The organism is Streptomyces sp. NBC_00829, from assembly GCF_045161795.1.
Taxonomy (GTDB): domain Bacteria; phylum Actinomycetota; class Actinomycetes; order Streptomycetales; family Streptomycetaceae; genus Streptomyces.
Window position 1 is genome coordinate 3,746,603 of the sequence record NZ_CP108867.1, and the last position, 25,069, is coordinate 3,771,671.

At 69.6% G+C, this 25,069-nt stretch carries 20 protein-coding genes and 1 tRNA gene; 13 read left to right on the forward strand and 8 right to left on the reverse strand.

The window, feature by feature from the left end:
• The first annotated feature begins 103 nt into the window (after positions 1-103).
• The 5 genes from OG293_RS16205 to OG293_RS16225 all read left to right on the forward strand — a co-directional run bounded on the left by OG293_RS16205 (position 104) and on the right by OG293_RS16225 (position 7,517).
• Positions 104-177: transfer RNA gene (locus OG293_RS16205), tRNA-Pro, on the forward strand.
• An 824-nt stretch (positions 178-1,001) separates the two neighbouring features.
• Positions 1,002-1,226, forward strand: coding sequence for a hypothetical protein (locus OG293_RS16210; protein ID WP_405999499.1), 225 nt, complete (start codon positions 1,002-1,004; stop codon positions 1,224-1,226).
• Positions 1,227-1,400: 174 nt separating this feature from the next.
• Complete coding sequence (locus tag OG293_RS16215) at positions 1,401-2,006, forward strand: hypothetical protein (protein ID WP_405999500.1); 606 nt, start codon at positions 1,401-1,403, stop codon at positions 2,004-2,006.
• 1,422 nt (positions 2,007-3,428) lie between these two features.
• Positions 3,429-4,712 (forward strand): DNA sulfur modification protein DndB, encoded by a 1,284-nt coding sequence (locus OG293_RS16220; protein ID WP_405999501.1) that lies wholly within the window; start codon positions 3,429-3,431, stop codon positions 4,710-4,712.
• A gap of 438 nt (positions 4,713-5,150) precedes the next feature.
• Positions 5,151-7,517: an NACHT domain-containing protein gene (locus tag OG293_RS16225; RefSeq protein WP_405999502.1), complete on the forward strand. Its 2,367-nt coding sequence runs from the start codon at positions 5,151-5,153 to the stop codon at positions 7,515-7,517.
• A 223-nt stretch (positions 7,518-7,740) separates the two neighbouring features.
• On the opposite strand, the gene OG293_RS16230 is transcribed toward OG293_RS16225, so the two are convergent.
• Positions 7,741-8,007 carry a DUF6959 family protein gene (locus OG293_RS16230; RefSeq protein ID WP_405999503.1) on the reverse strand — a complete coding sequence of 89 codons (267 nt, stop codon included), beginning with the start codon at positions 8,005-8,007 and terminating at the stop codon, positions 7,741-7,743.
• Positions 8,008-8,335: 328 nt separating this feature from the next.
• Between OG293_RS16230 and OG293_RS16235 the strand changes: the two genes are divergently transcribed.
• Both OG293_RS16235 and OG293_RS16240 read left to right on the forward strand, forming a co-directional pair.
• The gene (locus tag OG293_RS16235; RefSeq protein ID WP_405999504.1) at positions 8,336-8,704 is read left to right on the forward strand and encodes a hypothetical protein; all 369 of its coding nucleotides are present in this window, start codon (positions 8,336-8,338) and stop codon (positions 8,702-8,704) included.
• On the forward strand, positions 8,701-9,402 hold the full coding sequence (locus OG293_RS16240) for a restriction endonuclease (RefSeq protein ID WP_405999505.1): 702 nt from the start codon (positions 8,701-8,703) through the stop codon (positions 9,400-9,402). Before OG293_RS16235 ends, OG293_RS16240 begins: the two co-directional genes overlap by 4 nt.
• Before the next feature lie 232 nt (positions 9,403-9,634).
• On the opposite strand, the gene OG293_RS16245 is transcribed toward OG293_RS16240, so the two are convergent.
• Positions 9,635-10,114, reverse strand: a complete 480-nt coding sequence (locus tag OG293_RS16245; RefSeq protein WP_405999506.1) for a hypothetical protein — start codon at positions 10,112-10,114, stop codon at positions 9,635-9,637.
• Between the two features lie 185 nt (positions 10,115-10,299).
• Positions 10,300-10,719: a molybdopterin-binding protein gene (locus OG293_RS16250; RefSeq protein WP_405999507.1), complete on the reverse strand. Its 420-nt coding sequence runs from the start codon at positions 10,717-10,719 to the stop codon at positions 10,300-10,302.
• A gap of 280 nt (positions 10,720-10,999) precedes the next feature.
• On the opposite strand from OG293_RS16250, the gene OG293_RS16255 reads away from it, so the two are divergent.
• Complete coding sequence (locus OG293_RS16255; protein WP_405999508.1) at positions 11,000-11,395, forward strand: molybdopterin-binding protein; 396 nt, start codon at positions 11,000-11,002, stop codon at positions 11,393-11,395.
• A gap of 133 nt (positions 11,396-11,528) precedes the next feature.
• Positions 11,529-13,469 carry an ABC transporter permease gene (locus tag OG293_RS16260; protein ID WP_405999509.1) on the forward strand — a complete coding sequence of 647 codons (1,941 nt, stop codon included), beginning with the start codon at positions 11,529-11,531 and terminating at the stop codon, positions 13,467-13,469.
• A 32-nt stretch (positions 13,470-13,501) separates the two neighbouring features.
• On the opposite strand, the gene OG293_RS16265 is transcribed toward OG293_RS16260, so the two are convergent.
• Positions 13,502-17,566 (reverse strand): molybdopterin-dependent oxidoreductase, encoded by a 4,065-nt coding sequence (locus tag OG293_RS16265; protein WP_406003614.1) that lies wholly within the window; start codon positions 17,564-17,566, stop codon positions 13,502-13,504.
• 888 nt (positions 17,567-18,454) lie between these two features.
• Complete coding sequence (locus OG293_RS16270) at positions 18,455-18,904, reverse strand: hypothetical protein (RefSeq protein WP_405999510.1); 450 nt, start codon at positions 18,902-18,904, stop codon at positions 18,455-18,457.
• A 288-nt stretch (positions 18,905-19,192) separates the two neighbouring features.
• On the opposite strand from OG293_RS16270, the gene OG293_RS16275 reads away from it, so the two are divergent.
• Positions 19,193-19,768, forward strand: coding sequence for a TerD family protein (locus tag OG293_RS16275; RefSeq protein WP_405999511.1), 576 nt, complete (start codon positions 19,193-19,195; stop codon positions 19,766-19,768).
• Between the two features lie 120 nt (positions 19,769-19,888).
• On the opposite strand, the gene OG293_RS16280 is transcribed toward OG293_RS16275, so the two are convergent.
• Both OG293_RS16280 and OG293_RS16285 read right to left on the reverse strand, forming a co-directional pair.
• The gene (locus OG293_RS16280) at positions 19,889-20,443 is read right to left on the reverse strand and encodes a TetR/AcrR family transcriptional regulator C-terminal ligand-binding domain-containing protein (protein ID WP_405999512.1); all 555 of its coding nucleotides are present in this window, start codon (positions 20,441-20,443) and stop codon (positions 19,889-19,891) included.
• 115 nt (positions 20,444-20,558) lie between these two features.
• Positions 20,559-20,687 carry a hypothetical protein gene (locus OG293_RS16285; RefSeq protein WP_405999513.1) on the reverse strand — a complete coding sequence of 43 codons (129 nt, stop codon included), beginning with the start codon at positions 20,685-20,687 and terminating at the stop codon, positions 20,559-20,561.
• Here OG293_RS16285 and OG293_RS16290 point away from each other — a divergent pair.
• Complete coding sequence (locus OG293_RS16290) at positions 20,686-21,369, forward strand: 4'-phosphopantetheinyl transferase family protein (protein WP_405999514.1); 684 nt, start codon at positions 20,686-20,688, stop codon at positions 21,367-21,369. The genes OG293_RS16285 and OG293_RS16290 overlap by 2 nt on opposite strands.
• Before the next feature lie 104 nt (positions 21,370-21,473).
• Here the strand turns inward: OG293_RS16290 and OG293_RS16295 are convergent, their stop codons facing one another.
• The gene (locus OG293_RS16295) at positions 21,474-22,301 is read right to left on the reverse strand and encodes a class I SAM-dependent methyltransferase (RefSeq protein WP_405999515.1); all 828 of its coding nucleotides are present in this window, start codon (positions 22,299-22,301) and stop codon (positions 21,474-21,476) included.
• Positions 22,302-22,371: 70 nt separating this feature from the next.
• Between OG293_RS16295 and OG293_RS16300 the strand changes: the two genes are divergently transcribed.
• Together OG293_RS16300 and OG293_RS16305 are read left to right on the forward strand one after the other, a co-directional pair.
• Complete coding sequence (locus tag OG293_RS16300) at positions 22,372-24,195, forward strand: prolyl oligopeptidase family serine peptidase (protein WP_405999516.1); 1,824 nt, start codon at positions 22,372-22,374, stop codon at positions 24,193-24,195.
• A 27-nt stretch (positions 24,196-24,222) separates the two neighbouring features.
• Positions 24,223-24,984 carry an SURF1 family protein gene (locus OG293_RS16305; RefSeq protein WP_405999517.1) on the forward strand — a complete coding sequence of 254 codons (762 nt, stop codon included), beginning with the start codon at positions 24,223-24,225 and terminating at the stop codon, positions 24,982-24,984.
• Positions 24,985-25,069 lie beyond the last annotated feature (85 nt).

Below are 25,069 nucleotides of genomic sequence, written 5' to 3' on the forward strand. Positions count from 1 at the left end.
CGGAACGGAGCCGCGGGGGTGCCGGAGTGCGCGCGAAAACCGGATTTCGCCTAGCGGCGCGGGTGGGCTAAAGTAATCGATGTCGCCGGGACTCCGGTGACATCGGGGTGTAGCGCAGCTTGGCAGCGCGCTTCGTTCGGGACGAAGAGGTCGTGGGTTCAAATCCCGCCACCCCGACACAGGTCAGAGGCCCTATCCGGGGATCCGGGTAGGGCCTCTGAGTGTTTGTACAGCAGCGTACAGCAACCGCTACGAATCCTGTTGATCGTCGGCGTCGGGCATCTTCTTCGGCTTGTCCTTCCCTTCTCCCGTCGGAGCGGCAGCGCGGTCAGGCAGCCACTCTGGACGCCCTGCGGATCACTACCGATCGGCTGTGCTCCGAGTACCCCCACCTGCAGAGCGGTCAGCTTGCAGTGGAAGGGAGTCAATGGCTCAAGCGTGTGGCCGGTCTCCAGTCGCAGCGGCTCACTCTTGCCCAGCACCGTGAGGTACTCACGCTCGGGCTGGCTGGCCCTCTTGATCGGCTGGGTCGAGTACGACATGGGCGACCGAGCTGCCACAGAGAGCACGAGGCGAGCGGCACTGCCCCTGGCTCGGGAGGCAGACAACTCGGAGATCACCGGTTGGGCCCACGAGATGCGCGCATGGTTCGCTCTCACTACAGGCAACTACCGCGGCATCCTGGCCGCCATCCCAGGCAGGGACTGGTGTCGCACCAAGCCAGGGCGTAGCCGTTCAGCCCGCAGCACAGGAAGCCAAGGGTTGGGCCCGACTCGGTGACCTCGGCAGACTGAGGTGGCGCTCGATCGTGGCGGAAAGCTGCTCGAAGGAATGCCGTACCCGAGAACCTTGATCACCACTTCGTCGTGGACCCGGCGAAGTTCGGCTTCTACGCGATGGACTGCTACCGACTGCTCGGAAGACCGCTTCGCAGAGAACCTTGCCCACGAGGTCATCCGGGCGGGGACCGACTTCGACGGAGCGCGCGGACACCCATGAGAATGGCTGAAGCCCGCATCACTCTCGGAGTGGTCGCGGCCCGGCAGGGCGACCTAGATCAGGCCGTGAACTATGGCGAATGGGCGCTCAAGGGTGATCGGCAGTCCTTGCCTTCACTCCTCATGGTCAGCCGAGAACTGGCCGCGATCGTCAACCGCGACTACGCCAACGAAGCAGTGGGCCGCGAGTACTTGGACCACCTGGACACGCTCACCCGTGCTGGTTGATTGGGTTCCCGGGGGCAACCATTCTCCGCTTCCGTTGGTCGGAGCACATGTGCCGACGAAGGGGAGGACGGTTCATGCATGCCGCACGGCGGAAGACGGGTCTGACGGCGGAAGACGGGTCTGATCGTGGTGGGCGCGGCGGCGCTCGCTGTGCTTGCGGGCGGGGTGTACACCATGACGTCCCCCGCGGCCGACACCCGGGGGTACAAGCTGGATCCGCCACGGTCGGTCGATGACTACGTAGTCCTGGGCAACGACCTGAGTTACGTGGGGATCGTGGACTGTGCGGGCGAACCCTCCGACGCGGACTGCGTCCAGGGCGAGACAGAGGTGAAGGGCACCGGCATCACACCACGGGACGCCGACAGGATCGTCCGCAACGCGTCCGGTACGGGTGCGGAATACGCGGTGGGCGGATGGCGGTCCAACGGGACGACGGGAGGCAAGCAGCTGACCTTCAGAGGACTGTGGGGTGAGATCCACGCCCCGGAAAAGGCGGTCGCCCGCTTCCTGCGGTCGGCCGGTAAAGGCGAGCAGATCCCCTTCCACGGCATCAAGTGGGTCGGACAGGAGAAGGAGTTCGACCTGGACGGCTACGACGGCGCCGTGATGACGTGCCGGAATGCCGTGTACGGCAACGGTGAGAACGAGACTCCCCGCGCTTTCTGCGTCTGGGCCGACCACAGCACGGTGGCCGCCACGGAACACTCCCGCATCTCCCTGCCGGAGCTGGCGGAGCTGACCGCCGATCTCTACAGGACCTCACGCGTCAGGAAGTGATCACGCCCGGCTGAGGATCACCGACCGGTTGAGGTGCCGGGGCCGGTCACGGTTCTGTCCCTTGACCACCGCGTACCGGTCCGAAACCGCCACACGATCGCATCAATTGAGCAGCCGGTGATCACGCCACTGCCCACGCCTCCTCGGCGGCGATCCGACAACAACTCAATCCGTGTTCATTGCGCACCGCTCAATCCCACAACAGACCAACGATCCGATGATCCGAATGAGTCGCCCGAGTTGAGTCGGAGCGCGGACAGAGTCTCCCTACGTCATCAAGTGCTCGCTGCGCTCGCTCCCCGACCGAGGTTCGGGCAGCGAGCCAAGTCATCGCCAGCCCAGCCGCCACCGCAGCCCAGCCACAACGGGCCCGGCTTCCGCCCCATCCCGCCATGCGCCCGAGTAGCCCCAGAAAGCGACCGCCCCGCCGATAGGTTGGGACGAAGAGTTCTCAAATCCCGCCACCCCGACAGTGAAGTACCAGGTCAGGGGCCTGATCCGCAGTGCGGGTCGGGCCCCTGATTGGTTTCCTGGCTTCCTTGGGAGCCGGTGGGGAGCCGGATTCGGAATCCGGCTCCCAAAGCATCCCCCTCACAGCCAGCACCGGGTCCATCATGCGGAGGCGGTCGATCACACGCCCGACTGCGTACTACAGCGCGAAGCGGCTGCTGACACGAACGGCCCGTGCAGGCGCCTTCCTCTCCTGCCACCATGCCCGGGACCAACCTGCAGGCCCTGCGGCTGACAAGGACGCGTAGCCTCATGCCGCCTCGATGGGCGTGCGGATCTCGCATCGGTATGGCGTGCCGGCCGACGGACGGTGCATGGGCGAAGCTCGGTGGCCTTGCCTGATAAACCGCCCGAATGCCCCTTCACGGCAGGATCAGCTCGTCCAGCGGTCGCGTGGTCACCCCGCCGCTGCTTCTTGTCCCCCTCGCCGCGACGGCGCGCTCCACCCACGTGCCAGGCGAGCCCCGACGCCCCGGCCTCGAGTTCGGGCCTTCTCCCCGCAGGCGGCCGAGCAGGACCTCGGCCGAGTTGGCCTTGCCCTCCCAGCACGACGGCGTGTACCTCATTGAGTCCGATGGGACCGCTCACGACCGAGTCCACGGAATGGGGCGTGTGCAGGACGGTGCTCGCGCGCCCCAATCACGACCAGGACGACTCCGAGCCGCCCGCCAAGGGACAGACCTTGCCAGTGATCACCGCGGCGTGCCCCTTGCTTAGGTCATGACGCCGGAGGCCGACGTGCGGGATGCAGGCACCCGGGCGTCGCCGCCTCTGCAATTAGCAGATGAGTACGCATGTTGTGTCCTAAACCCTTGATTAGGAGGAAAATTTGATGGTTAGTCAGATATGTGGCTACCTTCCGTGCTTGAGTGCGTTGTGTAGCAAGTCACCTGCCGGTGAAGGAAGTTGTCCTTGAGCATCACTGTCGACTCGTCGCGCCTCTCTCTCGTGCGCGAGGAGTCCACCTATCTGGCGATCCGCACCAGCCAGGGCGGCCGGACCGTCTACACGACGCGCATCCCGCTCGCCGACCTCTCGGTCATCCTCACCATCCCCGACCCGGCCAAGCCGGACCCGGACAACCGCAAGGTGGACATCAACCACGCCAAGGGCTTCGGCCAGTACCTCGCCGACAACCCCGGCTGGGTGGCTCCGGCCCTCCTCATCCGCGACACCGGCGGCTGCCGCTTCGAGCCGATCAGCGAAGACGGTTCGGTCGGTTACCTCACCGTCCCGTGGTCCATCGGCGGCATCGGGCGCCTGATCACGATCGACGGCCAGCACCGCATCCTCGGGGTGCACCTGGAAAAGAAGCGCATCACGGACGAGGTCTCCCGCATCGACCGGGAGATCCACCGCGCCAACGAGGCTAAGAAGGCAAGGCTGGAGCAGGACCGCGAGGCCCTGATCGGCCGAATGCAGCGTCTCAAGGACGAGTTCGTCGGCATCGACATCTACGTGGAGCGCGACGGTGTCATGGGCCAGCAGATGTTCGTCGACGTCGCGGACAACGCCAAGGGCATCTCCGGTGCCGTCCGGGCCCGCTTCGACACCTCACGCATCGCCAACCGCACGCTCAGCGACATCGTCACCCACCCCCTCTTCCTCGGCAAGGTCGACATCGAGCGGGACCGGATGACCCTGACCAACCGCAACCTGATGGGCGCGAAGCACGTCGCTGACATCACGAGGGCCGTCATCGCCGGTCCCGGTGGCCGCGTCAGCAAGAAGGTCGAGTCACTGACCGACAACGAGGTCATCGAGAGCGTCCGCAGCTTCTTGGATGTCATCTCCATCGCTTTCACCGCGCTCGCGGAGATCACCGAGGAGGACGTGGACAACTACGACCCCTCGCTCTCCGAGAAAAAGAAGAACGAGCCGCCGGCGCCCCCCACCAAGGCCATGAGGCTGCGCGAGTCCTCGCTCCTGGGCTCGGTGGGCATGCTCCGCGTCCTGGGCGGCGTCTACCGCAACCTGCGGGAGGACGGCGCCGAAGACGGTGACATCCAGGAGTTCTTCAAGCGGCTCAACCGGCACATGACCGCCCCTGTCACCGAGGACAGCATCTGGCGTACTACGACCGCGAACGAGGACTTCGAGCCGAACGCCTCCGCCCCGATCATGCGTCAGCAGAACGTTGTGCACCTGACCAAGGTGATCACGGACTGGTACAAGAAGGCCCCGGCCTCCATCTGATCCACCGGCAACACCCAGAGCCCCCTCCACATTTTGGCGGCGGGGGCTCCTTGCTTCCCAACGTACCTGACGGAAAATCGAGTGCACGTGTCCGACCAGGCCGAGGACCGCACACCCGATGGCGCCCCCGTTTCCGGCTCGCAAACGACACCACGCGCACTGGCGACGTCGAACATGGGGCCAGCCGGGCGTCGAGCGTTGCCTCCCACTGCTCGGTCAGCCCGACCATGAGTCGCTTGCGCTTGCTGGTTCGCGGATTCCTGGACGCGAACGGGGCGGAACCCGCGCGTGGTTGGAGCAGGGAGGCCGCCTGCGGTTCGGGTTGGCCCTGGAAGCACGAACGGGACGCCGGCGAGGACGTGGTACGCGGTGACGACGGAAGAGCGTTGCCCTTGTCTGAGGTGATGAGGAGCTTCTGGGAGATTGTGGATGGTCTTGATGAACGACCGGCAGTTCCGGTGCGACAGGGCTTTGGTGCGCGCCAGGATGATCTGCATGGCGACTGGGGGTCGGGACGCGCGCGGCTATGTCGGGCTGTTCTATTTGGCGTTGACGATCTTCGGCAGTAGCGGGGCCGTGTTTCTTGCGCACCACTTCCACTTGGGAGTGGCCGCGACTGCTGCGACCATGCTGCCTGCGGCGCCAGGCCTCTATCTGGCCTGGGCCACGTTCCGCGCGGATCACTCGGTAGCGGGCAGCGGACAGGACCTCGTGCCCATCGCGGATGACCTCTCTCGCGCAGTGAGAGCGCAGTGGCAGGACGAGGCGCGCCTGCGGCGACTCAACGATCCCTATGCGCTCGCTGTTTCGTGGCGGCCTGCCCCCAGTCACCTGGTTGAGGCTTGGCCGCTGCTCACGTCCATCGCTCGGGCGTGGCCCGAGGGACCGGCTTCCGACCCGGCCCGGTGGACGCACGGGTCGGACGGTCTGAGTGGTGACTGGTCACAGATCCTTGAGGTCTTCACCACACGCGTGCCGACCCGGCGATTGGTGGTGCTCGGCGAGCCGGGCGCCGGCAAGACCATACTGCTGGTCAAGTTGGCTGAGAGGCTGATCGACTTGCGCGCCGGTGAGGCCGGTTGGCCGGTGCCGGTCATCTTTTCCCTGGCTTCGTGGAATCCGTTCGGCCAGGGGCTGTACGAGTGGATGACCGCCTGCCTGGTCCGTGACTATCCGGGGCTGGAGCAGCCGATATCCGCGCCGGGGCGCCGCGGCTCGGTGACTCGCGCTCGTGCGCTTTTGGATCAGCGCATGATCCTCCCGATCCTCGACGGGCTTGATGAGTTGCCCGCCCCATCGCGGTCGGTCGCGCTCGATGCCATCAACGGTTCGCTCACGCCCGGGCAGGGCGTGATCGTCTCGTGCCGCACGCGTGAGTACCGGGAAGCCGCAGCTTCCGACGGGCTTATTTCGATCAAGCTCGCTGGGGCGGCGGGTATCGAACTGCAGCCGCTCGATGCTGCTGCTATCGCCTCCTATCTCGTGCGGGATGCCGGCGGTGATGCCTCCGCGCTCAGCCGCTGGGAGCCGGTTGTCCGACAGTTGGGTGCTGATTCGCCGGTGGGGCTGACCCTGCGCACGCCTCTCATGCTGTTTCTGGCCCGGACCATCTACAACCCTCGTCCGGGCACCGATCCCGACGTGGTGGTGCCCGATCCCGCCGCTCTCTGCGATCCCGTTCGCTTTCCCGATCAGGCGGCGCTCGAGCGCCATTTGTTCGACGCCTTCGTTCCAGCCGCGTATCGGCCGATTGTCCCAGGCGCGGCCTTGCCTTTCCCGGTCGATCAGGCCAAGCGGGCGCTGACGTTTCTCGCCCGCCATCTAGATGACGATCTACGCGGGACACCCGATCTGGCCTGGTGGCGATTACCGCTTGTCTTGCCCCGAGGACCGACTGCCCTGTGCGTGTGGACCATCGCTGCCATGACCGTCGTGATCCCCGTCAGCGTGGTTGGTGCGTGCGTCGGCGGCGTCATGTACGGACTGGTCAGCAGGATCACCGGCGGCTCATGGACAGACATGGCCGCGGGCATTGTCGCTATGGGGTCCGCAGGGTTCACCTTGGCCGTGGTGTTCGCCATCGGCACCGCCGGCGTGATCGCCGCTCGGGGCCTCCTGCCGGGCACGTCCCGGATCTGGTCTCGGGAACCCGCCCCGTTGAGCACCCTGGGATGGTCCGTGGCCAGCAGGACGGCTCTTCTCGGTGCCGCGACTGGGTTCGCCGCTGGCATTGCCGTTGCCACCGCTGTCGGCGTCTCCTTTGGGATTGCTGTCGGTTTTCCGATCGCGATCGGGGGCGTAATTCTCGGGGGCGTGCGACCGGCTGCAGCCGACGTGACGAAAGCGGGACATCCGGCCAGCCTTTTGGCCCGTGACCGTCGATCCTTCTTGCAGGGCGTCTTCGCGGCCGTGGCGGCGGGCACGATCACCACAGGTGCCGGACAGGCGGTCTGGAACAGGCTCTCCGGAGACCTCGCCGAGGCTGCGGTGAAGGGGGCGATTAGTGGTGTAACAGTGGGGCTTGTGGTGGCCATTATTTACATCGCCGCAGGTATGCCGTATCGATCTGCATGGCTACCCTTCACGGTCACGCGCTGGTATCTGACGCTCAGATGCGGATTGCCCCGTGACCTGATGAGCTTTCTCTCCGACGCCCACGAGCGGCGGGGGGTGCTGCGGCAAGTCGCCGGCCTGTACCAGTTCCGCCACGTCGACCTCCAGCGGCGCTTGGCCGGTGAACCGGCCCCCAATGCCCGCCAGATCTCCCCGGACAGGGACAACGAGGACCCCCAGCAAGGGGTGTGACCGAGATGGGCCAATGGGGAAGTGCGTTGATCTTGAAGCCCTGGGAGGCAGCACCGTCACCCGCTCCACTGCGTACGCTCAAAGATCGAGGCTAGGGAAGAACAAGGGTCAACCTCGTCACGGCGACGCCTCCTTGTCGTCCGGCTGGAAGGTGCTTGGCGCAGGTCAGCAGTTCCATCGTGGCGATTCGCCCAGTGATTCCCAAGCTCAGGTCTTGGCGGCCTCAGTACGGTCGTGGGATCTCGTGCGCTTCCAGCGCATCGGTGTAGCGCGTCAACAGCGCGTCGAGGTCGGCCAGCAGAGGGCCGGCGGATTCCCGGGCCCCTGCCACGTCGCCCTGGTCGAAGGCTTCCACCGCTTCGGCAACGTCGCCGCGGAGGATGGCGAGAGAGTCGCCCTGGATCAGTACACCGGGAAACCGGCGGCCGGGCAGGCGCACCACAGCGTTGTTGCCACCGTCCGTGAACAGCTCGGCCTCGACACGTTCCATCCGAGCATCCAACCTGATATCGCCGTAGGCAAGCGCCGACCGGCTCAGCGCTGTTGCACGCCTTTGACCAGCAAGGACCCGTCCGCGAACGGCGCCAGGCTTACTCAGCAGTGATCGCGACGGCAGTCCGTCACTCTCGCGGCAGTGCAAGGACGTGACAATCTCCAGTGCCGAGTCGCTCGAACTGAGGGAGTCCTGCGACCCAGGCGGCCTCTCCTGCCGCAGGCGCACCACCCGTATCACCTGAGGTGATCGCACTCTGACCGAGTGTCAGTACCTCCTGCTTTCATGGGCAGTTCGGTGAACAGACCACGAGGGGGAGGCAGCAATGCCGTACATCGAGAAGTACGTGAAAGCCGACGGAACAGTGGTTCGCCGGCACCATCGATGGGCAGCGGGAGCGCGCCACGAGATGGCGATATTAGCCGTGGCCGCTGTCGCGATCGTCGGCATAGGCAACGGCAACGGCAACGGCAACGGCAACATCAGCACCGGCACGGGAAGCGGCCAGGCGCCCAGGCCGCAGAAGGCAGCTACTCATCCGATCACGTTCGCGGACAAGGGCCGGGCGGTGAAGCCTCGTCCACAGAAGTCGGTGACATACCCGATCCGCTTCCCCGAGGTGGAGCGGAAGCCCGTGCCACGGCCGTCCGTGTCGTACCCGATCCGGTTCGAAACCAGCGGGAACGGGCGGTGACCCGCCGTCGGCCGCCAGCGCGGCGGCGCACGTCCCGTAGGAGCAGGCGACAGCAGCAGATAGAGGCACAGGCCATCGCCTACGGCCTGGTTACTGTCGCGGCCATCGCGCTGTTCGTCGCAGTCGTCAAGTGGATCGACGACCACCCCTGGGTGTTCCTGGTGGCTCTCGTCCTCGGCGCGGCCGTGGTGGGCGGATGGTTGTACCAGCGCCAGCAGCGGGCGCGGTGGGAGCAGGTCCGCGCTCGCGGCCTGCGGTACGCGATGAGTCAGCTGGACGCGCTTCATCATCGGGAATTCGAGCACGCCATACGGGACCTGATGAAGCGGGACGGCTGCGCTGATGCGGTGCAGGTGGGCGGGGCAGGCGACAACGGAGCGGATGTGAAGGCGACCGACCCCTTCGGGCGGCGTTGGGTCATCCAGTGCAAGCACCGCCGAAACGGCCTGGCCGGATCACCGGTGGGAACCCCGGACCTGCATGTCCTCAACGGCACCGCGCGCCAGCTCCACGGTGCAGACGTTGTGGTCCTCGTGACGAACGGTCGCTTCACCTCCGGCTGTCCCCCGCTGGCCACGTCGCAAAAGCTCCACCTCGTAGACCGCAACCTGCTCGGAGAATGGGCCGCCAGCGGACGGCCACTGTGGGATCTTCTCCGAGCGGTGCCACCACCACGGCGCCCGACAGCGTTGTCGTAGATTCCCGGAGTGGCGCGGAGCAGCCGCGCCCGTGGGTGGACGTGGGTGTCTGATCGCGTTCGGGCGAAGAGTTCGTGGTTCAGCAGGCGAATGCCTGGTGGCGTGGCGGCCGAAGCTGAAGCGGGACGGCGGACGCCGGTAGCAGCCGGGGTGACGCCCACGCGGAAGGGGCCGGGAGGTGGATCAGACGCAGCGTCGTGGATCACCCCCGGCCACTGCCGCGTGGTTCAGGTCACCGTGCCGGTGCGGTGACCGCCCAGCCGTCCGCCGGGAGGGACTCGGTGCCGTCCGCGGCCACCGCCGTCACCCAGTAGTAGGACGTGGTACCGCGCTCGGCGCCGGTGTCGAAGTACCGGAAGGCGTCGCTGCCGAGGTCGGCGATTTTCTCGTAGGCCTTGGTGGCCGGGCTCCAGCGGTGGACGTGGTAACCGCCCGCCGCCTCGGGGGAGTTCTTGCCGAGCCCCCGCCACATCACCTGGTTGCCCTCGTCGCCCTCCGCGGACCGCACGTCGACGGAGAGCGGCGAACCCTCGGGCGTCGCCACGCTCGGCGTCGTGTCGAGCTCCGTCGCGACCACGATCTCGGGCGAACGCGTCCACTTGTAGTGGGAGTTCCCTTCGTCGTCGACGGCGTCGATGAACATGCAGCGCTCGTCGCCGTCCGGGCGCGTGGCGTACGCGTACGAGGTGGTGTCGGCCGACAGCCACTCCACCTCGTGGACGAAGCAGACCTTCTCCCGTACTTGGTCGGGGTGACGGCCAGTCCGGTGACCGCGGACGGCGGGGTGAGGTCCTTGGCCGCGCCGCTGACGGCACTGGAACCCGCGGACTCGTTGCCCGCCGCGTCGAGCGCGGTCACGCGGTAGTAGGAGACGGCGCGCTGGACCGCGCCGGTGCCTCAGGCGTTGGCGAGGGAGATCTCGGTGGACTTGATGAGCGCGACGACCGAGGAGCCCGCGGCGAGGGCAAGGTCGGTCACGGCGTCCTTGGTGATCGCGGCGGTGAGTTCGCCGCCCGCGACATTGACCTTGACGCTGGCCATGGCTGCACCGGTGGTGACCTCCGTGACCGTGCCGGGGATCTGATTGCGGATGCTCAGCCCCTCCACCGGACCTGTGGAGAGCGCCACCTCGGTGGACTTCACCAGGATGCGTACGGCGGAGCCTTCGGCGATGCCCAGTTCCTTGACGGCTTCGAGCGTGATCGCGGCGGTGACGTCCTGGCCGCCGTCGAGACGGACCTTGACTGCGGCCATGACCTCACCAGGGACGGCGGCGGTGACGGTTCCGTGGATCTGGTTGCGGATGCTCAGGCTCATGAAGGAACGCCTCCCTTTCGGACCGGAATGCCATGATTTCCTCCTCTATGCCCCCGTACTCTAGTCGCACTCTCCGGAGCCGTCCGGGCACAGGTCGCAGGCACCAGGGCTTGCCCGCGCGTCGCCTGGCAAACCAGGGGCAACGGCGTAGCCCCCACGGGAGAGCGCCCGGGGCCGTCCCCACCCCGTCTGCCCCCTTCCTCCACGAGGGGTGGCATCTGCCATGGACAAACGCCCAGAGAATTGCAGATGCGAGGCAAGCCGTCCTAACGTGTCGGGCATGCAGTCCTACACCATCGGACAGGCAGCACGTCTGCTCGGCGTCAGCCCCGACACCGCGCGCCGCTGGGCGGACGCCGGCAAGGTCGCGACCCATCGCGACGAAAGCGGCCGACGCCTCATCGACGGCCGCGATCTGGCCGCGTTCTCGGTCGAGGTCGCCCAGAGCGGCAGCGGCGAGGAGGACGCCTCGTACACCTCGGCCCGCAACGCCTTCCCCGGCATCGTCACCGCGGTCAAGCTCGGCGACGTCGCGGCCCAGGTCGAGATCCAGGCCGGGCCGCACCGGCTGGTCTCCCTGCTGACCCGGGAAGCGGTCGAGGAGCTGGGACTCGAAGTCGGTATGCAGGCCACCGCCCGCGTGAAGTCGACCAGCGTGCACATCGACCGCGCCTGATCCCTCGCACAGGCACCACAGCGACCGCCACAGCGACCGTCGTCCCGCCGACCGAGGTGAGGGGCTGCCCGTTCCGGGGGAACGGGCAGCCCCTCACCTCACCCATCACCCCGAGCGAGGCCAGGGATCACCGATGAAACGTCTCCGCACTCGCGCCCCGGGCTCCCGGACCCCGATCGCCCTGGCCATCCCCGCGCTGCTGGCCGTCGCGTTCCTGATGCTGCCGCTCATCGGGATCCTCGTCCGCACCAGTTGGGGGGACGTGGGCGACCATCTGACATCGCCCGGGACCACCGAAGCGCTGAAGCTGTCGCTCCTCGTCTCGCTCTGGGCACTCGGGCTCTCCCTCGTCCTCGGGGTGCCGCTGGCATGGCTGCTGGCCCGCGTCTCCTTCCCCGGCAAGGCGCTGGTGCGCTCCCTCGTCCTGCTGCCGATGGTGCTCCCGCCCACCGTCGGAGGTGTGGCGCTGCTCCTCGGGTTCGGCCGCCGCGGACTGCTGGGGCCCTGGCTGGAGGGCACCTTCGGCATCACCCTGCCCTTCCACACCTCGGGCGCGGTCCTCGCGGCGACCTTTGTGGCGATGCCGTTCCTCGTCATCAGCCTCGAAGGCGCGCTGGGCGGACTCCGCCCCCGCTACGAGGAGACCGCGGCGTCCCTCGGCGCATCTCCGCTACGGGTGTTCTTCACCGTCACCCTGCCCATGGTCGCCCCCGGACTCATCGCCGGGGCGGCGCTCACCTGGGCACGGGCCCTGGGCGAGTTCGGCGCCACCATCACCTTCGCCGGCAACCTTCCCGGCACCACACAGACCCTGCCCCTCCAGGTCTATCTCCTGCTCCAGGACGACCCGGAGGCAGCGACATCCGTGTCGCTGCTGCTGCTCGCCATCGCCATGATCGTGCTGATCGCGCTGCGGGGGCGATGGACGGGCACACCGAGCGACCGCTCGTACGAACCCGAGCCCATGGTGGACGACGCCGGTCCGGCAACGACTCCCCCGGTGCCGCCGGTGGCCGACGGGCTTCCGGCACCGCAGGAGCTGTGGTCCCTGCACGCGGAGGTCACCGGTTTCGCCCGGCTGACGCTGCACGCCGAACCGGGGACCACCATCGCCGTCGTCGGCCCCAACGGCGCGGGCAAGACCACGCTTCTGCGGGCCCTCCTCGGCCTCACCCCCCGCGCCGTCGCCGAGCTCCGCCTCGGCGACACCGACGTCACCGCCCTCCCGCCGCACAAGCGGCACGTCGCCTGGGTGCCCCAGGACGGTGCCCTCTTCCCTCACTTGAGCACACTGAGCAACACCGCGTACGGCCTGCGCGCCCATGGCGTCCCACGCGCCGAGGCCCGCCGCGAGGCCCAGCGGTGGCTCGACCGGCTCGGCGTCGGCCATCTCGCACGCCGCCGGCCCGCCCAGGTCTCCGGCGGCCAGGCCCAGCGCGTCGCCCTGGCCCGCGCGCTGGCCGCCCGCCCCCGCCTGCTGCTCCTCGACGAACCGCTCGCCGCCCTCGACCAGACCACCCGCGCGCGCGTGCGTCACACCCTGCGCACCCACCTGGACGGCTTCGGCGGCGTCTGCCTGATCGTCACGCACGACCCCGTGGAGGCCGTGTCGCTCGCCGACCGTGTGCTCGTACTGGACGAGGGCCGCGCCCTCCAGGACGCCCCTCCCGCCGAGGTCACCCGGCACCCCCGCTCACCATGGGTGGCCAGAATGCTCGGCCGCAACGCCTGGCCCGGCACCGCCACCGCCGACGGTCTCGCCCTCGCCGACGGCGGGGTCCTGGTCGTCGCCGAACCCCTCCCCACCGGTACCGACGCGCTCGCGATCATCGCCCCAGAGGCCGTCTCCGTACATCGCGACAGGCCGTCCGGCAGCCCCCGCAACGTCTGGCCGGGCACCGTACGCGAGATCACCACCAGCGGCAGCCGGCTGCGTCTGCTGATCACCTCCGCACACGCACCGGACCTCGTCGCCGAGATCACTCCTCAGGCCGCCGCCGACCTCGCCCTGGCCGACGGGACGCCGGTGTGGATCAGCGTCAAGGCGACCGAGGCGACCGTCGTGCCCCTGTGAGCGCGCGGGCCGAACTCCCCTCACTCGAGGGATCAGTAGACGTCACGGACATAGCGCTTGTCGGCGGCGAGCTGTTTCACGAACACGTCGGCCGCGTCCTCGTCGAGGCCGCCGTGCACGACGGCGATGTCGCGCAGCGCCCGGTCGACGTCCTTGGCCATCCGCGCCGCATCGCCGCAGACGTAGAAGTGGGCGCCGTCCCGGAGCCAGGCCCACAGCTGCGGCCCGCGCTCGCGCAGCCGGTCCTGGACATAGACCTTGGCCCGCTGGTCGCGGGAGAAGGCCGTGTCGAGCCGGCTGAGCGTGCCGTCCGTCAGGAACGCGGAGAGTTCGTCCTCGTAGTAGAAGTCCGTGGCGCGGTGCTGTTCGCCGAAGAAGAGCCAGTTGGGGCCGTGATGGCCGCGGGCGCGGCGCTCGTCGAGGAAGCCGATGAACGGCGCGACCCCGGTGCCGGGGCCGACCATCACCATGGGGGTCGCCGGGTCGGCCGGCGGCCGGAAGTGCGCGGAGCGCTGGACGAAGACGGGGACCGGGGCGTCGGGGGCCGCGTCCGCGAGGAACGGCGAGCAGACACCCTTGCGGACCCGGCCGTGGACGCTCTCGTAGCGGACGACGGAGACCGTCAGGGAGACCTGATGCGGGTCGGCGAGGGGGCTGGACGATATCGAGTACAGCCGGGGCTGGAGGCGTTTGAGGACGTCGGCCCAGTCCTGCGCGGGGGCTCGGACGGGGTACTCGGCGATGACGTCCACCGCCGGCCGGCCCCAGGACCACCGGGCCAGCTCGCCCTTGTTGTCGGGGCGCAGCAGCTTCTTGAGGTCGCGGTCGCCGGTGCGTTCGGCGATGAACCCCAGCAGCGAGGGGGTGAGCCGGGTGATGTCCAGGTGCTGGTGCAGGGCCTCGCCGAGGGGTACGGCGCCGAGGCCGGCGACGTCGGTGTCCGCACCGGCGTCGAGGCCGGTGACGGCCAGCCATTCGGCCACGAGGTCGGGGCAGTTGACGGGGTGCACACCAAGGGCGTCGCCCGCCTGGTAGACGAGCGGGGCCCCGCTGTCGCCGGTGTCGAAGGTGAACCGGCGTACCTCTTTGCCCGCTCCGGGGAGGCTGAGGAGCCGGTTGCCGGTCAGCCGGGCGGGCGTGGGAGCCGGCTTGGGGGTCCGTACGGCCACCGGCCCGGGTGTCGGTACGGACGGGGGAGCCCCGGCCGGGCCGGTGGGCGGCTGCCCGGTGAGGTTGGTGAGGACCTGGTCGAGCCAGGCGTCGGCGGAGGGTTCGTAGTCCGGCTCGCAGTCCGTGCGCGGGACCAGACGCACGGCCCCGAGCTCGTCCAGTCGCTGGTCGAGGCGGCGGCCGTGACCGCAGAAGTCGTCGTAGCTGGAGTCGCCGAGGGCAAGGACGGCGTAGCGGCGGCCGTCCAGACGGGGCAGGTCGGGGGCGGTGAGAGCGTCCCAGAAACCGGAGCCGTTGTCGGGTGCGTCGCCGTCACCGAAGGTGCTGGTGATCAGGAGCAGGTCGGCGGAGGGCGGAAGGGAACGGGGGTCGGTGACGTCCATCCCCATGAGCGCCGCCCTGTGCCCGGCCGCCGCGAGGCGCTCGGTGGCAGCCGTGGCGAACTCCTCGGCGTTGCCGGTCTGCGAAGCCCACAGCACGACCACTTCCCGGCCGGGGCGCGTGGCCGGGGCCGCCGGCCCGGGGGTCGGCTGCGGGGCGCGGGAGTACAGGCCGGCGAGCACACCGTTGACCCAGCGGGCGTGTTCGTCGGTGAAGGGTGCGCCCGCCGGCAGGACGGGCACGCCGGGGACACCCGATTCCAGGCCCGCGAGGAAGCCGAGCAGGTACTGGCGCTCGTGCTCGGCCAGCACGGGCGGGGGCGTGCTCTCCAGCCCGAACACGGCGGCAACCGGGCCGGGTTCGACCGCCGCCGGTTCGGCCGCGGACCGTTCGCCTGCGGGGAGGGCCGCGGGGAGTGCCGCGGATTCCGATGAGCCGGCGGCGGGATCCGGCAGGGGCGCCACCGGGGCGGCGACCTTGGCCAGCGACACCGCGCACACCTTGAACTCCGGCTGGAACGAGACCGGATCGACCGCGTCGTTCGTCACCGCGTTGATGCTCAGATATTCGCCGAACAGGTCGTTCCAGTGGAACGGCGCGAAGCAGCAACCCGGCCTGACCCGGTCCGTCACCACCGCGGGCAGCACGGCTCGCCCCCGGCGCGAGGCGACCTCCACCGAGTCGCCCTCGGCGATGCCGAGCCCGGCCGCGTCCTGCGGATGCACCTCGACGAAGGGCGCCGGGTTCAGCTTGTTGAGCTTGGCGACCTTCCCGGTCTTGGTGAGGGTGTGCCACTGATGCTGGAGCCGCCCGGTGTTGAGGGCGAACGGAAAGTCGTCGTCGGGCAGTTCGGCGGCAGGAAGATGCGGGCGGGCGAAGAACACCGCGCGCCCGCTCGCCGTCGGGAACACCGGGCCGCCGTCCTCGGCCACGTACCGGATCGGATTGCGGTCCGGTCCCGCGGCGGTCGGGGCGGGCCACTGGACGGGTGTGGCGCGCAACCGCTCGTAGGTCACACCCCGCAGGTCGTAGCCGGTCTTCGGGTTCCAGGCGCGCTTGATCTCCTCGAAGACGTCCTCGGCGCTCTCGTACGCGAAAGCCTCCTCGTACCCCATCGCACTGGCGACCCGGGCGATGATCCGCCAGTCGGCCGTCGCCTCGCCGGGCGGGTCCACCGCCGGCTGGGCGAGGGTGAGATTGCGCTCGCTGTTGATCAGTACGCCCTCGGTCTCCGTCCACAGGGCCCCCGGCAGGACGACATCGGCGTACGCGTTGGTCTCGGTGTCCGCGAAGACGTCCTGGACGATGACGAACTCCGCCGCCTCCAGCCCCTCGAGCACCGTCCTGCGGTTGGCGACGGAGGCGACGGGGTTGGTGCAGATGATCCAGCAGGCCTTGATGTCACCGTCCGCCATGCGCTGGAACATCTCGACGGTGCCCTGACCGGATCCGTCCTTGCGCAGGGAGCCGGGCTCCAGATCCCACAGCTCTTCGGCGAACGCGCGGTCCTCGTCCACCAGCACCGAACGCTGTCCGGGCAGACCCGGGCCCATGTAGCCCATTTCGCGGCCTCCCATGGCGTTGGGCTGGCCGGTGAGGGAGAAGGGGCCGCTGCCCGGCCGGCATATCGCGCCCGTCGCCAGGTGGAGGTTGATCAGGGAGTTGGTGTTCCAGGTGCCGTGGGTGGACTGGTTGAGGCCCATGGTCCAGCAGCTCATCCACTCCCCCGCCTCGCCGATCCAGCGGGCCGCCGTGCGGATGTCCGCCTCCGGGATGCCCGTGATCCCGGAGACCGCGGCGGGCGCGTAGTCCGCCAGGAACTCCGGCATCGCCTCCCAGCCCTCGGTGCGCTCCGCGATGAATGCGGGGTCGGTGTGCCCGTTCTCCACCAGCAGGTGCAGGAGGCCGTTGAGCAGGGCGAGGTCGGTTCCGGGCCTGATCTGGAGGAAAAGACCGGCCTTGTCGGCGGTGGCGCTGCGCCTCGGGTCGACGACGATCAGTTTGGCCCCCGCCTTCACCCGGTCCATCAGCCGCAGGAAGAGGATGGGGTGGCAGTCCGCCATGTTGGAGCCGATGACGAAGAAGACGTCCGCCTTCTCGAAGTCCTGGTAGGAGCCGGGCGGGCCGTCGGCGCCGAGGGAGAGCTTGTAGCCGGTGCCCGCGCTCGCCATGCACAGACGGGAGTTGGACTCGATCTGATGGGTGCGGACGAAGCCCTTGGCGAGCTTGTTGGCCAGGTACTGAGCCTCCAGACTCATCTGCCCGGACACATAGAGCGCGATCGCGTCGGGGCCGTGCTCGTCGAGGATCGCCCGCAGCCGCCGCGCGGTGGCCTCGATCGCCTCGTCCACACCGGAGGGCTCGGGTTCGGCGCCCCGCTCGGCGCGCACCAGCGCCGAGGTCAGCCGCCCCGGTGCGGAGAGCATGTCGGCCGTCGTCGCGCCCTTGGTGCACAGGCGGCCGAAGTTGGCGGGGTGTGCCTTGTCGCCCGATGCCCTGAGGACCGTGCGGCGGCCGTCGGGACCCGTCCCGATGTCGAGGACCATGCCGCAGCCGACCCCGCAGTACGAGCAGACCGTCCGCACCCGCGCAGCCGCGGGGCCCGGGTCTCGTGCGGCCACCAGGGGTCCTCTCGCCGAATCCAATCGCTCCCCCGACGCTACGAAACGCCCGTTACGCGCAGGTCAACCCGGCCGATCATGCGCCGTTACGCCTGTCACACACCGAGCGGTACGCCACTGTGAGCCCCGGCGCCGGCCGAAGCCCCCGAGCCCGCCGCGGCCCGGCAGCGGGATTCCCCACAGGAAGGGCTCGGTGTTCCTCACGACGGCCCACCGCCTCGGCTTTGTCACCGAGTCCTGGACGCGTCGGCACACCGCCTCGGCCTTGGCACCGAGTCCTGGACGCGTCGGCACACCGCCGTCCGCATGGTCCTGCGCGCCTTCACCGTGGGCATCGGCATCTGCGCTGACGCCCTGATCACAGGCCGTTCGCAGGAAGAGGCGGCGCTGTCGGGGCAGGCGACGCTGGGCGTCCTCTGCCCCGACAACGGACGCTGGGCGTGCTCGCGGCGAACCCGCACGCCTGGCCGGTCGGCGCGCTGCTCGCGCTCGTCGTGTGCAAGGCCGCCGCCTGGGGCATCTGCCTCGGCAGTCTCCGCGGCGGCCCGATCTTCCCGGCGGTGCTCATCGGCGCGGCGGCGGGCGTGGTCTGCTCGGTCGTGGGCTTCGTCGGCGGCGGCTTCTCGACGGTCTCCGCAAGCCGGCGACGACCCGGCACCTGGCTCGGCGCCTCCGCCGACGGGCTGACCTCCCGTCGACGGAGTGCCCGTCCACGAACTGTTCGTGGACGGGCACCTCTTGCACGAAGTGTTCGTCGCCGTGTTCGTCGCCGATGTGCCGGCGAAGGACGCTCCGGCGCGCGGCCCAGATACGTCAGGCGACGGCCGACCTGGATCCGTTGCCGTGGTACGAGGCGAGCGCCCAGATGATGAACACGTCAATCGCGATGACGACCACGGACCAGACCGGCGCGTACGGCAGGAACATGAACTGCAGGATGATGCTGATCGAGGCGAGGAAGATGCCGGTGTACCGTGCCCAGGCCGCGGCGGTGAACAGCCCCGCGCCGGTGGCGGCTACGAGGACGCCGAGGATCAGATGGATCCAGCCCCAGCCGGTGAGGTTGATCTTGTAGACGTAGTCGCCCACCCGGCCGTACACATCGTCCTCGGCGATCGCGGCGATGCCTTGCAGGGCACCGATCACACCGGTGCAGAGCATGAGCACCGCGGCGAAGGTGACGCCGCCGGACACCCAGCCGCTGTTCGATGCAGGCTTGGTCCCCCTGCTTCCCGGTGTTCCCACCGGCTGGTCCTGGCTCATGGAATGGTCCCTTCTCGTCCCGCACGCCGGTCACGTACTGGGATTCGAGCGTGGGTCCACGCAGGGCGCACCGCCATCCAGGTACACCCGTTCGAGTGATGGTGGGACGGGCATGTGAGGACCGGGGTCCGGGGAGGGAGGCTCACATGGTGCACCGCACAACCAGTCCTCGGCCGGGACGGGTCCGGGGTCCAGCCCGGGAACCAGGGAGGCGGACCGCTCGTTGGGCCGTTGGGCAAAGGAATCGTCAAGAGGCGCGGCCCGCGCCGGATTGCGCAGGGGATTTCCATGGGTGTCAGCCTTTCCAAGGGCGGCAATGTCTCGCTGACCAAGGAGGCCCCGGGACTGACCGCGGTCGTCGTGGGCCTCGGCTGGGACGTACGGAGCACGACCGGCACCGACTTCGACCTCGACGCCAGCGCGCTGCTGCTCGATGTCAACGGCAAGGTCGTGTCCGACCAGCACTTCGTCTTCTTCAACAACCTCAAGAGCCCGGACGGCTCCGTCGAGCACACCGGTGACAACCTCACCGGTGAGGGCGAGGGCGACGACGAGCAGATCAAGGTCAACCTCGCGGGCGTGCTGCCCGAGGTGGACAAGATCGTCTTCCCGGTCTCGATCCACGAGGGCGAGAGCCGCCAGCAGTCCTTCGGCCAGGTACGGAATGCCTTCATCCGTGTCGTCAACCAGGCCGGTGGCGCCGAGCTCGCGCGCTACGACCTGAGCGAGGACGCCTCGACCGAGACGGCCATGGTCTTCGGCGAGCTGTACCGCAACGGCGCGGAGTGGAAGTTCCGCGCGGTCGGCCAGGGCTACGCCTCGGGTCTGCGCGGCATCGCGCAGGACTTCGGCGTCAACATCTGACCGCACAGCCCCGCTCGGGAGCCCGTCGGACAAGGTCGTTCGAGGGCCTGGCTGTCGTCGTCGCGTACCTTCGCGTGCGCCGACGGCGGCCGGGTCCTCGGCCCGCCCTTCGGCATCTGTTCATCCGGTGCTGACGTAGGCGCCCGACCGCGCCGCCGCTGCGGCAGCGCCTGCCGCACGGTCGGCGGCGTCGAGCGGCGCTCCGCCTGCGAGCAGTCGGCAGTAGAGCGGAGCCGAGACCGCGCGGATCACTTCCTGGGCGTCGGTGCCCGCGGGGAGTTCACCGCGGTCGACAGCTGCGTCGACGCAGGGCGCCCGCTCCGTGATCCGCTTCGCGTAGAAGCGGCAGGGCCTGGGCGGTGCGTTCGTCGCAGGTGGCGGCGGCGATGACCGCCTTGAAGAGGGGCCCTGGCGGGGGTCGGTGAGGGTACGGACGACCAGGCGCGCGTTGGCCCGGAGGTCCTCGGCGAGGGAGCCGGTGTCCGTGCGGGACACGGACCGGTCGGCCACATGTCCGCCAGCAGGTCGGCGACCAGTCCCGTGGTGGTGGCCCCAGCGACGGTAGACGGTTGTGTTGCCTACCTCGGCCCGGCGTGCCACATCGGCCAGATCGAGTCGGTGGAAGCCGTGCTCGACCAGGGCGTCACCGGCGGCCCGCCGGACTGCCGCACGCACGCGGGCGGTCCGGCCGCCGGGACGGACGGTGCCGGGCGTGCCCGGGGTCCTGCCTCCTCGGAGGCGGCTCCAGCTCTCGGTCGGTCGACTCCGGTCACCATCACATTGACGGGACTCAAAGACCGTTGGCCAACGGCCGGTCGTGGACCACACCCCCGGCAACCGGATCGGCGACACGGCCCCGCACGATCTCGGCGACGATGGGCCGGACCGTGACGAACCCGAAGGCGGAGGACCACAGCATGCCGACCGACCCACCCATCGACGGCGAGACGCAGACGCTCCCCGGTGTGGAACTGCTCTGGTCCGGCAGGGTCCGCGACCATGCCGAGGACGCCACCGCGCACCGCGGCGTCCTCGACGCCGAGGAGACCGCGCGCCGCGACGGCTTCCACCGCGATGCCGACCGGGACGCCTACACCGTCGCTCATGTGGCACTGCGCCGGCTGCTCGGCAAGCGGCTCGGCCTGGCCCCCGAGGCGGTCACACTCGTGCGCGAGCCGTGCACCCACTGCGGCGGCCCGCACGGCCGCCCGGTCGTCCCCGGCGGCGCGGTGCACTTCTCGCTCTCCCACACCAGCGGCCTCGTGATGATCGCCCTGGCCGCGGCACCGGTCGGCATCGACGTCGAACGTGTCCCCGGCGATCCGGCCACCGTCGCCGACATCGCCTCCCAGCTCCATCCACGCGAGCGGGCGGAGCTGGCGGCGGTGCCCGCAGCCGGCCTCGCATCCGCCTTCGCCCGCTGCTGGACCCGTAAGGAAGCGCTGCTCAAGGCGAACGGCGTCGGCCTGAACGAGGATCTGTCCGTCACGTACGTGGGAGCCGGGGCGGAACCGGCCGTGAGCGCCGACTGGGTGCTGGCCGATCTTCCCGCGGACCCGGGCTGCGCGGCGGCCGTCGCCGTGCGCCTCACCCCGCCCTGATCAGACCGTCCCGACTGCCCGCCCTGGCTCGGCTGCCCGACGGGCCGCGTGCCAGGTGCCACGTGTCACGTGCCGCTGATCAGGCCCGGGAAGCCGTCAGCTGATCAGACCCGGGAAGCCTTCAGCGAGTACATGAGCGGGATCCGGGCGCGGTCGGCCGGGAAGCGGAAGTAGCCGTCGTCGTGGCGGGTGAGCGAGCCGAAGCGCTCGAACAGCGAGACATCGTGTTCATGCAGGAAATCCAGGCGCAGTCCCGCCGCGATCAGCGCGGAGACGACCTCGCCGACCGGGTGCTGCCACTCGACGCTGCGGTTGTGGACGGTGGGGGCGTCGAAGTCGGCGTAGGTGCCGGGCGTCTGGTCGACCCAGGCGTCGCGCGCGAAGTAGTCGTGGCGGACCCGCGTGCCCGTCTCGTCGTCCATCACATCGGTCAGCGGATGGAATTCGGCGAGGTAGAGAAAGCCGCCGGGCGCGACGAGGGAGGCGGCGGTCTCGGCCCAGCGGGTGATGTCGGGCAGCCAGTTCAGCGCACCGACGCCGGTGTAGACGATGTCGTACGAGGAGTCGGGAACGGCTTCGGCCGCGTCGTACACATCGGCGGTGACGAACGCGGCGCGGTCCGGCCCGAGTCCGAGGCCCGCGGCGAGTCCGCGTGCCGTCGCGACGGCCGGCTCCGAGAAGTCCAGGCCGACGACGTGCGCGGCACCGCGGCGGCCCCAGCAGAGGGTGTCGAGTCCGAGGTGGCACTGGAGGTGGAGGAGCGTGCGGCCGGTGACGTCGCCGACCTCGGCGATCTCGAAGTCGCGCAGCACGTCCTCGCCCGCACGAAAGGCGTCGAGGTCGTAGAAGTCGCCGGCGACATGGATCGGTACGCGTTCGTCCCAGCGGGAGCGGTTGGCCTCGCGCCAGTCCGAAGGGGGCGTGGAGTACATGCCGTCGAAGTTATCCACAGGCTGCGGACGACGCGAACGGATTGTCGGGGGTCCGGCGCAGAATGGGGTCATGACTGAGATCACTGACTCCACGCCAGAGCAGCCCGGCCTGCCGGACTGGGAGAAGCGCTTCCGGGCGCCGCGCGTCTCCCTGCCCGACTGGGCGGAGGACGCACCGGACCGCTCGCTCTTCGTCTCCAATGCCACGGGGACCTATGAGCTGTACGCCTGGGACCGGGCGTCGGGCGAGCAGCGGCAGGCGACCGACCGGCCGAACGGCACGACGGACGGGGTGCTCTCCCCCGACGGCGCGTCGATCTGGTGGTTCTCGGACACCGACGGCGACGAGTTCGGTGTCTGGATGCGGCAGCCGTTCGCCGGTGGGGACGACGAACCGGCGGCCCCCGGGCTGGAGCCGTCGTATCCGGCGGGGCTGGCGATCGGCCGGGACGGGACCTCGGTGGTCGGCCGTTCCACCGACGAGGACGGCACCACGATCCATGTCGTACGGACCGGCGCGGACCCGTCCGTGATCTACCGCCACCGGGAGTCGGCGGGCGTGGGCGATCTCTCGCACGACGGGACGCTGATCGCGATCGAGCACACCGAGCACGGGGACGCCATGCACTCGGCGCTGCGCGTGGTCCGCCTCGACGGCGATCCGGTGGCCGAGCTGGACGACACGAAGGGGGGCACGCAGGAGCTGGGCCTGGAGGTCCTCGGCTTCGCCCCGGTGGACGGGGACACCCGGCTGCTCATCGGGCATCAGCGGCGCGGGCGCTGGGAGCCGATGATCTGGGACGTGGCATCGGGCGAGGAGACGGATCTCGCGATAGACCTGCCGGGAGATGTGAACGCCGAGTGGTATCCGGACGGCTCGGGCCTGCTGGTCGCGCAGAGCTTCGAGGCGCGCGGCGAGTTGTTCCGGTACGACCTGGCGAAGCGGGAGCTGGTGCGGATCGAGACGCCCACCGGCTCGGTCTCGGGGGCGACGGCCCGGCCGGACGGCGCCGTGGAGTATCTGTGGTCGTCGGCCGCGATGCCGCCGCAGGTGCGCTCGACGGCGGGCGGCGTGGTCCTCGACCCGCCGGGGATGAAGGCGCCGGAGTCGGTGCCCGTGGAGGACGCCTGGGTGGAGGGGCCCGGCGGACGGATCCACGCGCTGGTGCAGAAACCGGCGGGCGCGACCGGTCCCCTGCCCACCGTCTTCGAGATCCACGGCGGTCCGACCTGGCACGACAGCGATGCGTTCGCGGCCGGTCCCGCCGCCTGGATCGACCACGGGTATGCGGTCGTGCGGGTCAACTACCGGGGTTCGACGGGGTACGGCAGGCAGTGGACGGACGCTCTCAAGCACCGGGTCGGACTGATCGAGCTGGAGGACATCGCGGCGGTCCGGGAGTGGGCGGTCGTCTCCGGGCTCGCCGACCCCGAGAAGCTGATCCTGGCGGGCGGATCGTGGGGCGGCTATCTGACCCTGCTCGGTCTCGGCACCCAGCCCGAGGCGTGGGCGCTCGGCCTCGCCGCCGTGCCGGTCGCGGACTATGTGACGGCCTACCACGACGAGATGGAGGCCCTGAAGGCGATGGACCGCACGCTGCTCGGTGGCACCCCCGAGGAGGTCCCGGAGCGGTTCGAGGCCTCGTCGCCGCTCACCTATGTGGACGCGGTGCGGGCCCCGGTCTACATCTCGGCGGGCGTCAACGACCCGCGCTGCCCGATCCGCCAGGTCGAGAACTATGTGGACAGGCTCGCCGCCCGCGGCGCCGTGCACGAGGTGTACCGCTATGACGCGGGGCACGGCTCGCTGGTGGTGGAGGAGCGGATCAAACAGGTGCGGCTGGAGATCGCCTTCGCGGCCGAGCATCTGGGACAGGGGGGCGCGGCTCGGTAGCCGCTGTGGGTTCCGTACCGTGGAGGGGTGTACCGGTTCCTGCTGACTCCCCGCTGGTGGGGGATCAATGTCTTCGTCGTGCTGGCGATCCCGTTCTGCGTCTTCATGGGGTCCTGGCAGCTGGGGAAGTTCGAGGACCGGGTCGACACACACCGTGCGGCCGAGCGCACGCCCGCACCCGGTGAGACGAAGGCGGAGCAGCTCGACGAGCTGCTGCCCGTCGACCAGGACACCTCGGGGCGGCAGGCGACAGCCGGGGGACAGTACGGCAAGCAGTTCGTCGTGCCCGACAGGACGTTGGACGGCGCGCGCGGCTCGTACGTGCTGACCCTGCTGAAGACCGACGGCGGCCGGACACTCCCCGTGGTCCGCGGCTGGCTGGCCGAGGGCAGGCCCGTCCCGGCGCCCCCGTCCGGACGGGTCACGGTGACCGGTGCGCTCCAGGCCTCCGAGACCTCGGGCACGGACGGGGTGCACACGGCGGGCGGGCTGCCGACCGGACAGCTGGGGATGATCAGCGCGGCCTCGCTGGTGAACCTGGTGCCGGACGATGTGTACGACGCGTGGGTGACCCTGGCCAAGGCCGACAGCGGGCTCAAGGCCGTGCCGGCATCCGTGCCGGAGGGCAGCGGGCTGGACCTGAAGGCGTTCCAGAATCTGGGCTACACCGGCGAGTGGTTCGTCTTCGCGGGCTTCGTGGTGTTCATGTGGTTCCGCCTGCTGCGCCGCGAGGCGGAGGCGGCGCGGGACCGTGCGCTGGGCCTGGAGCCGGAGCCGGAGCCGGCGTAGCAGCAGGCGCCCGTGCGACCGGAGCCTGTCCGGTCAGAGCCGAGCAGCCATCGCCCGTGCACCCGGAAACCCCATGCCTCAGGCT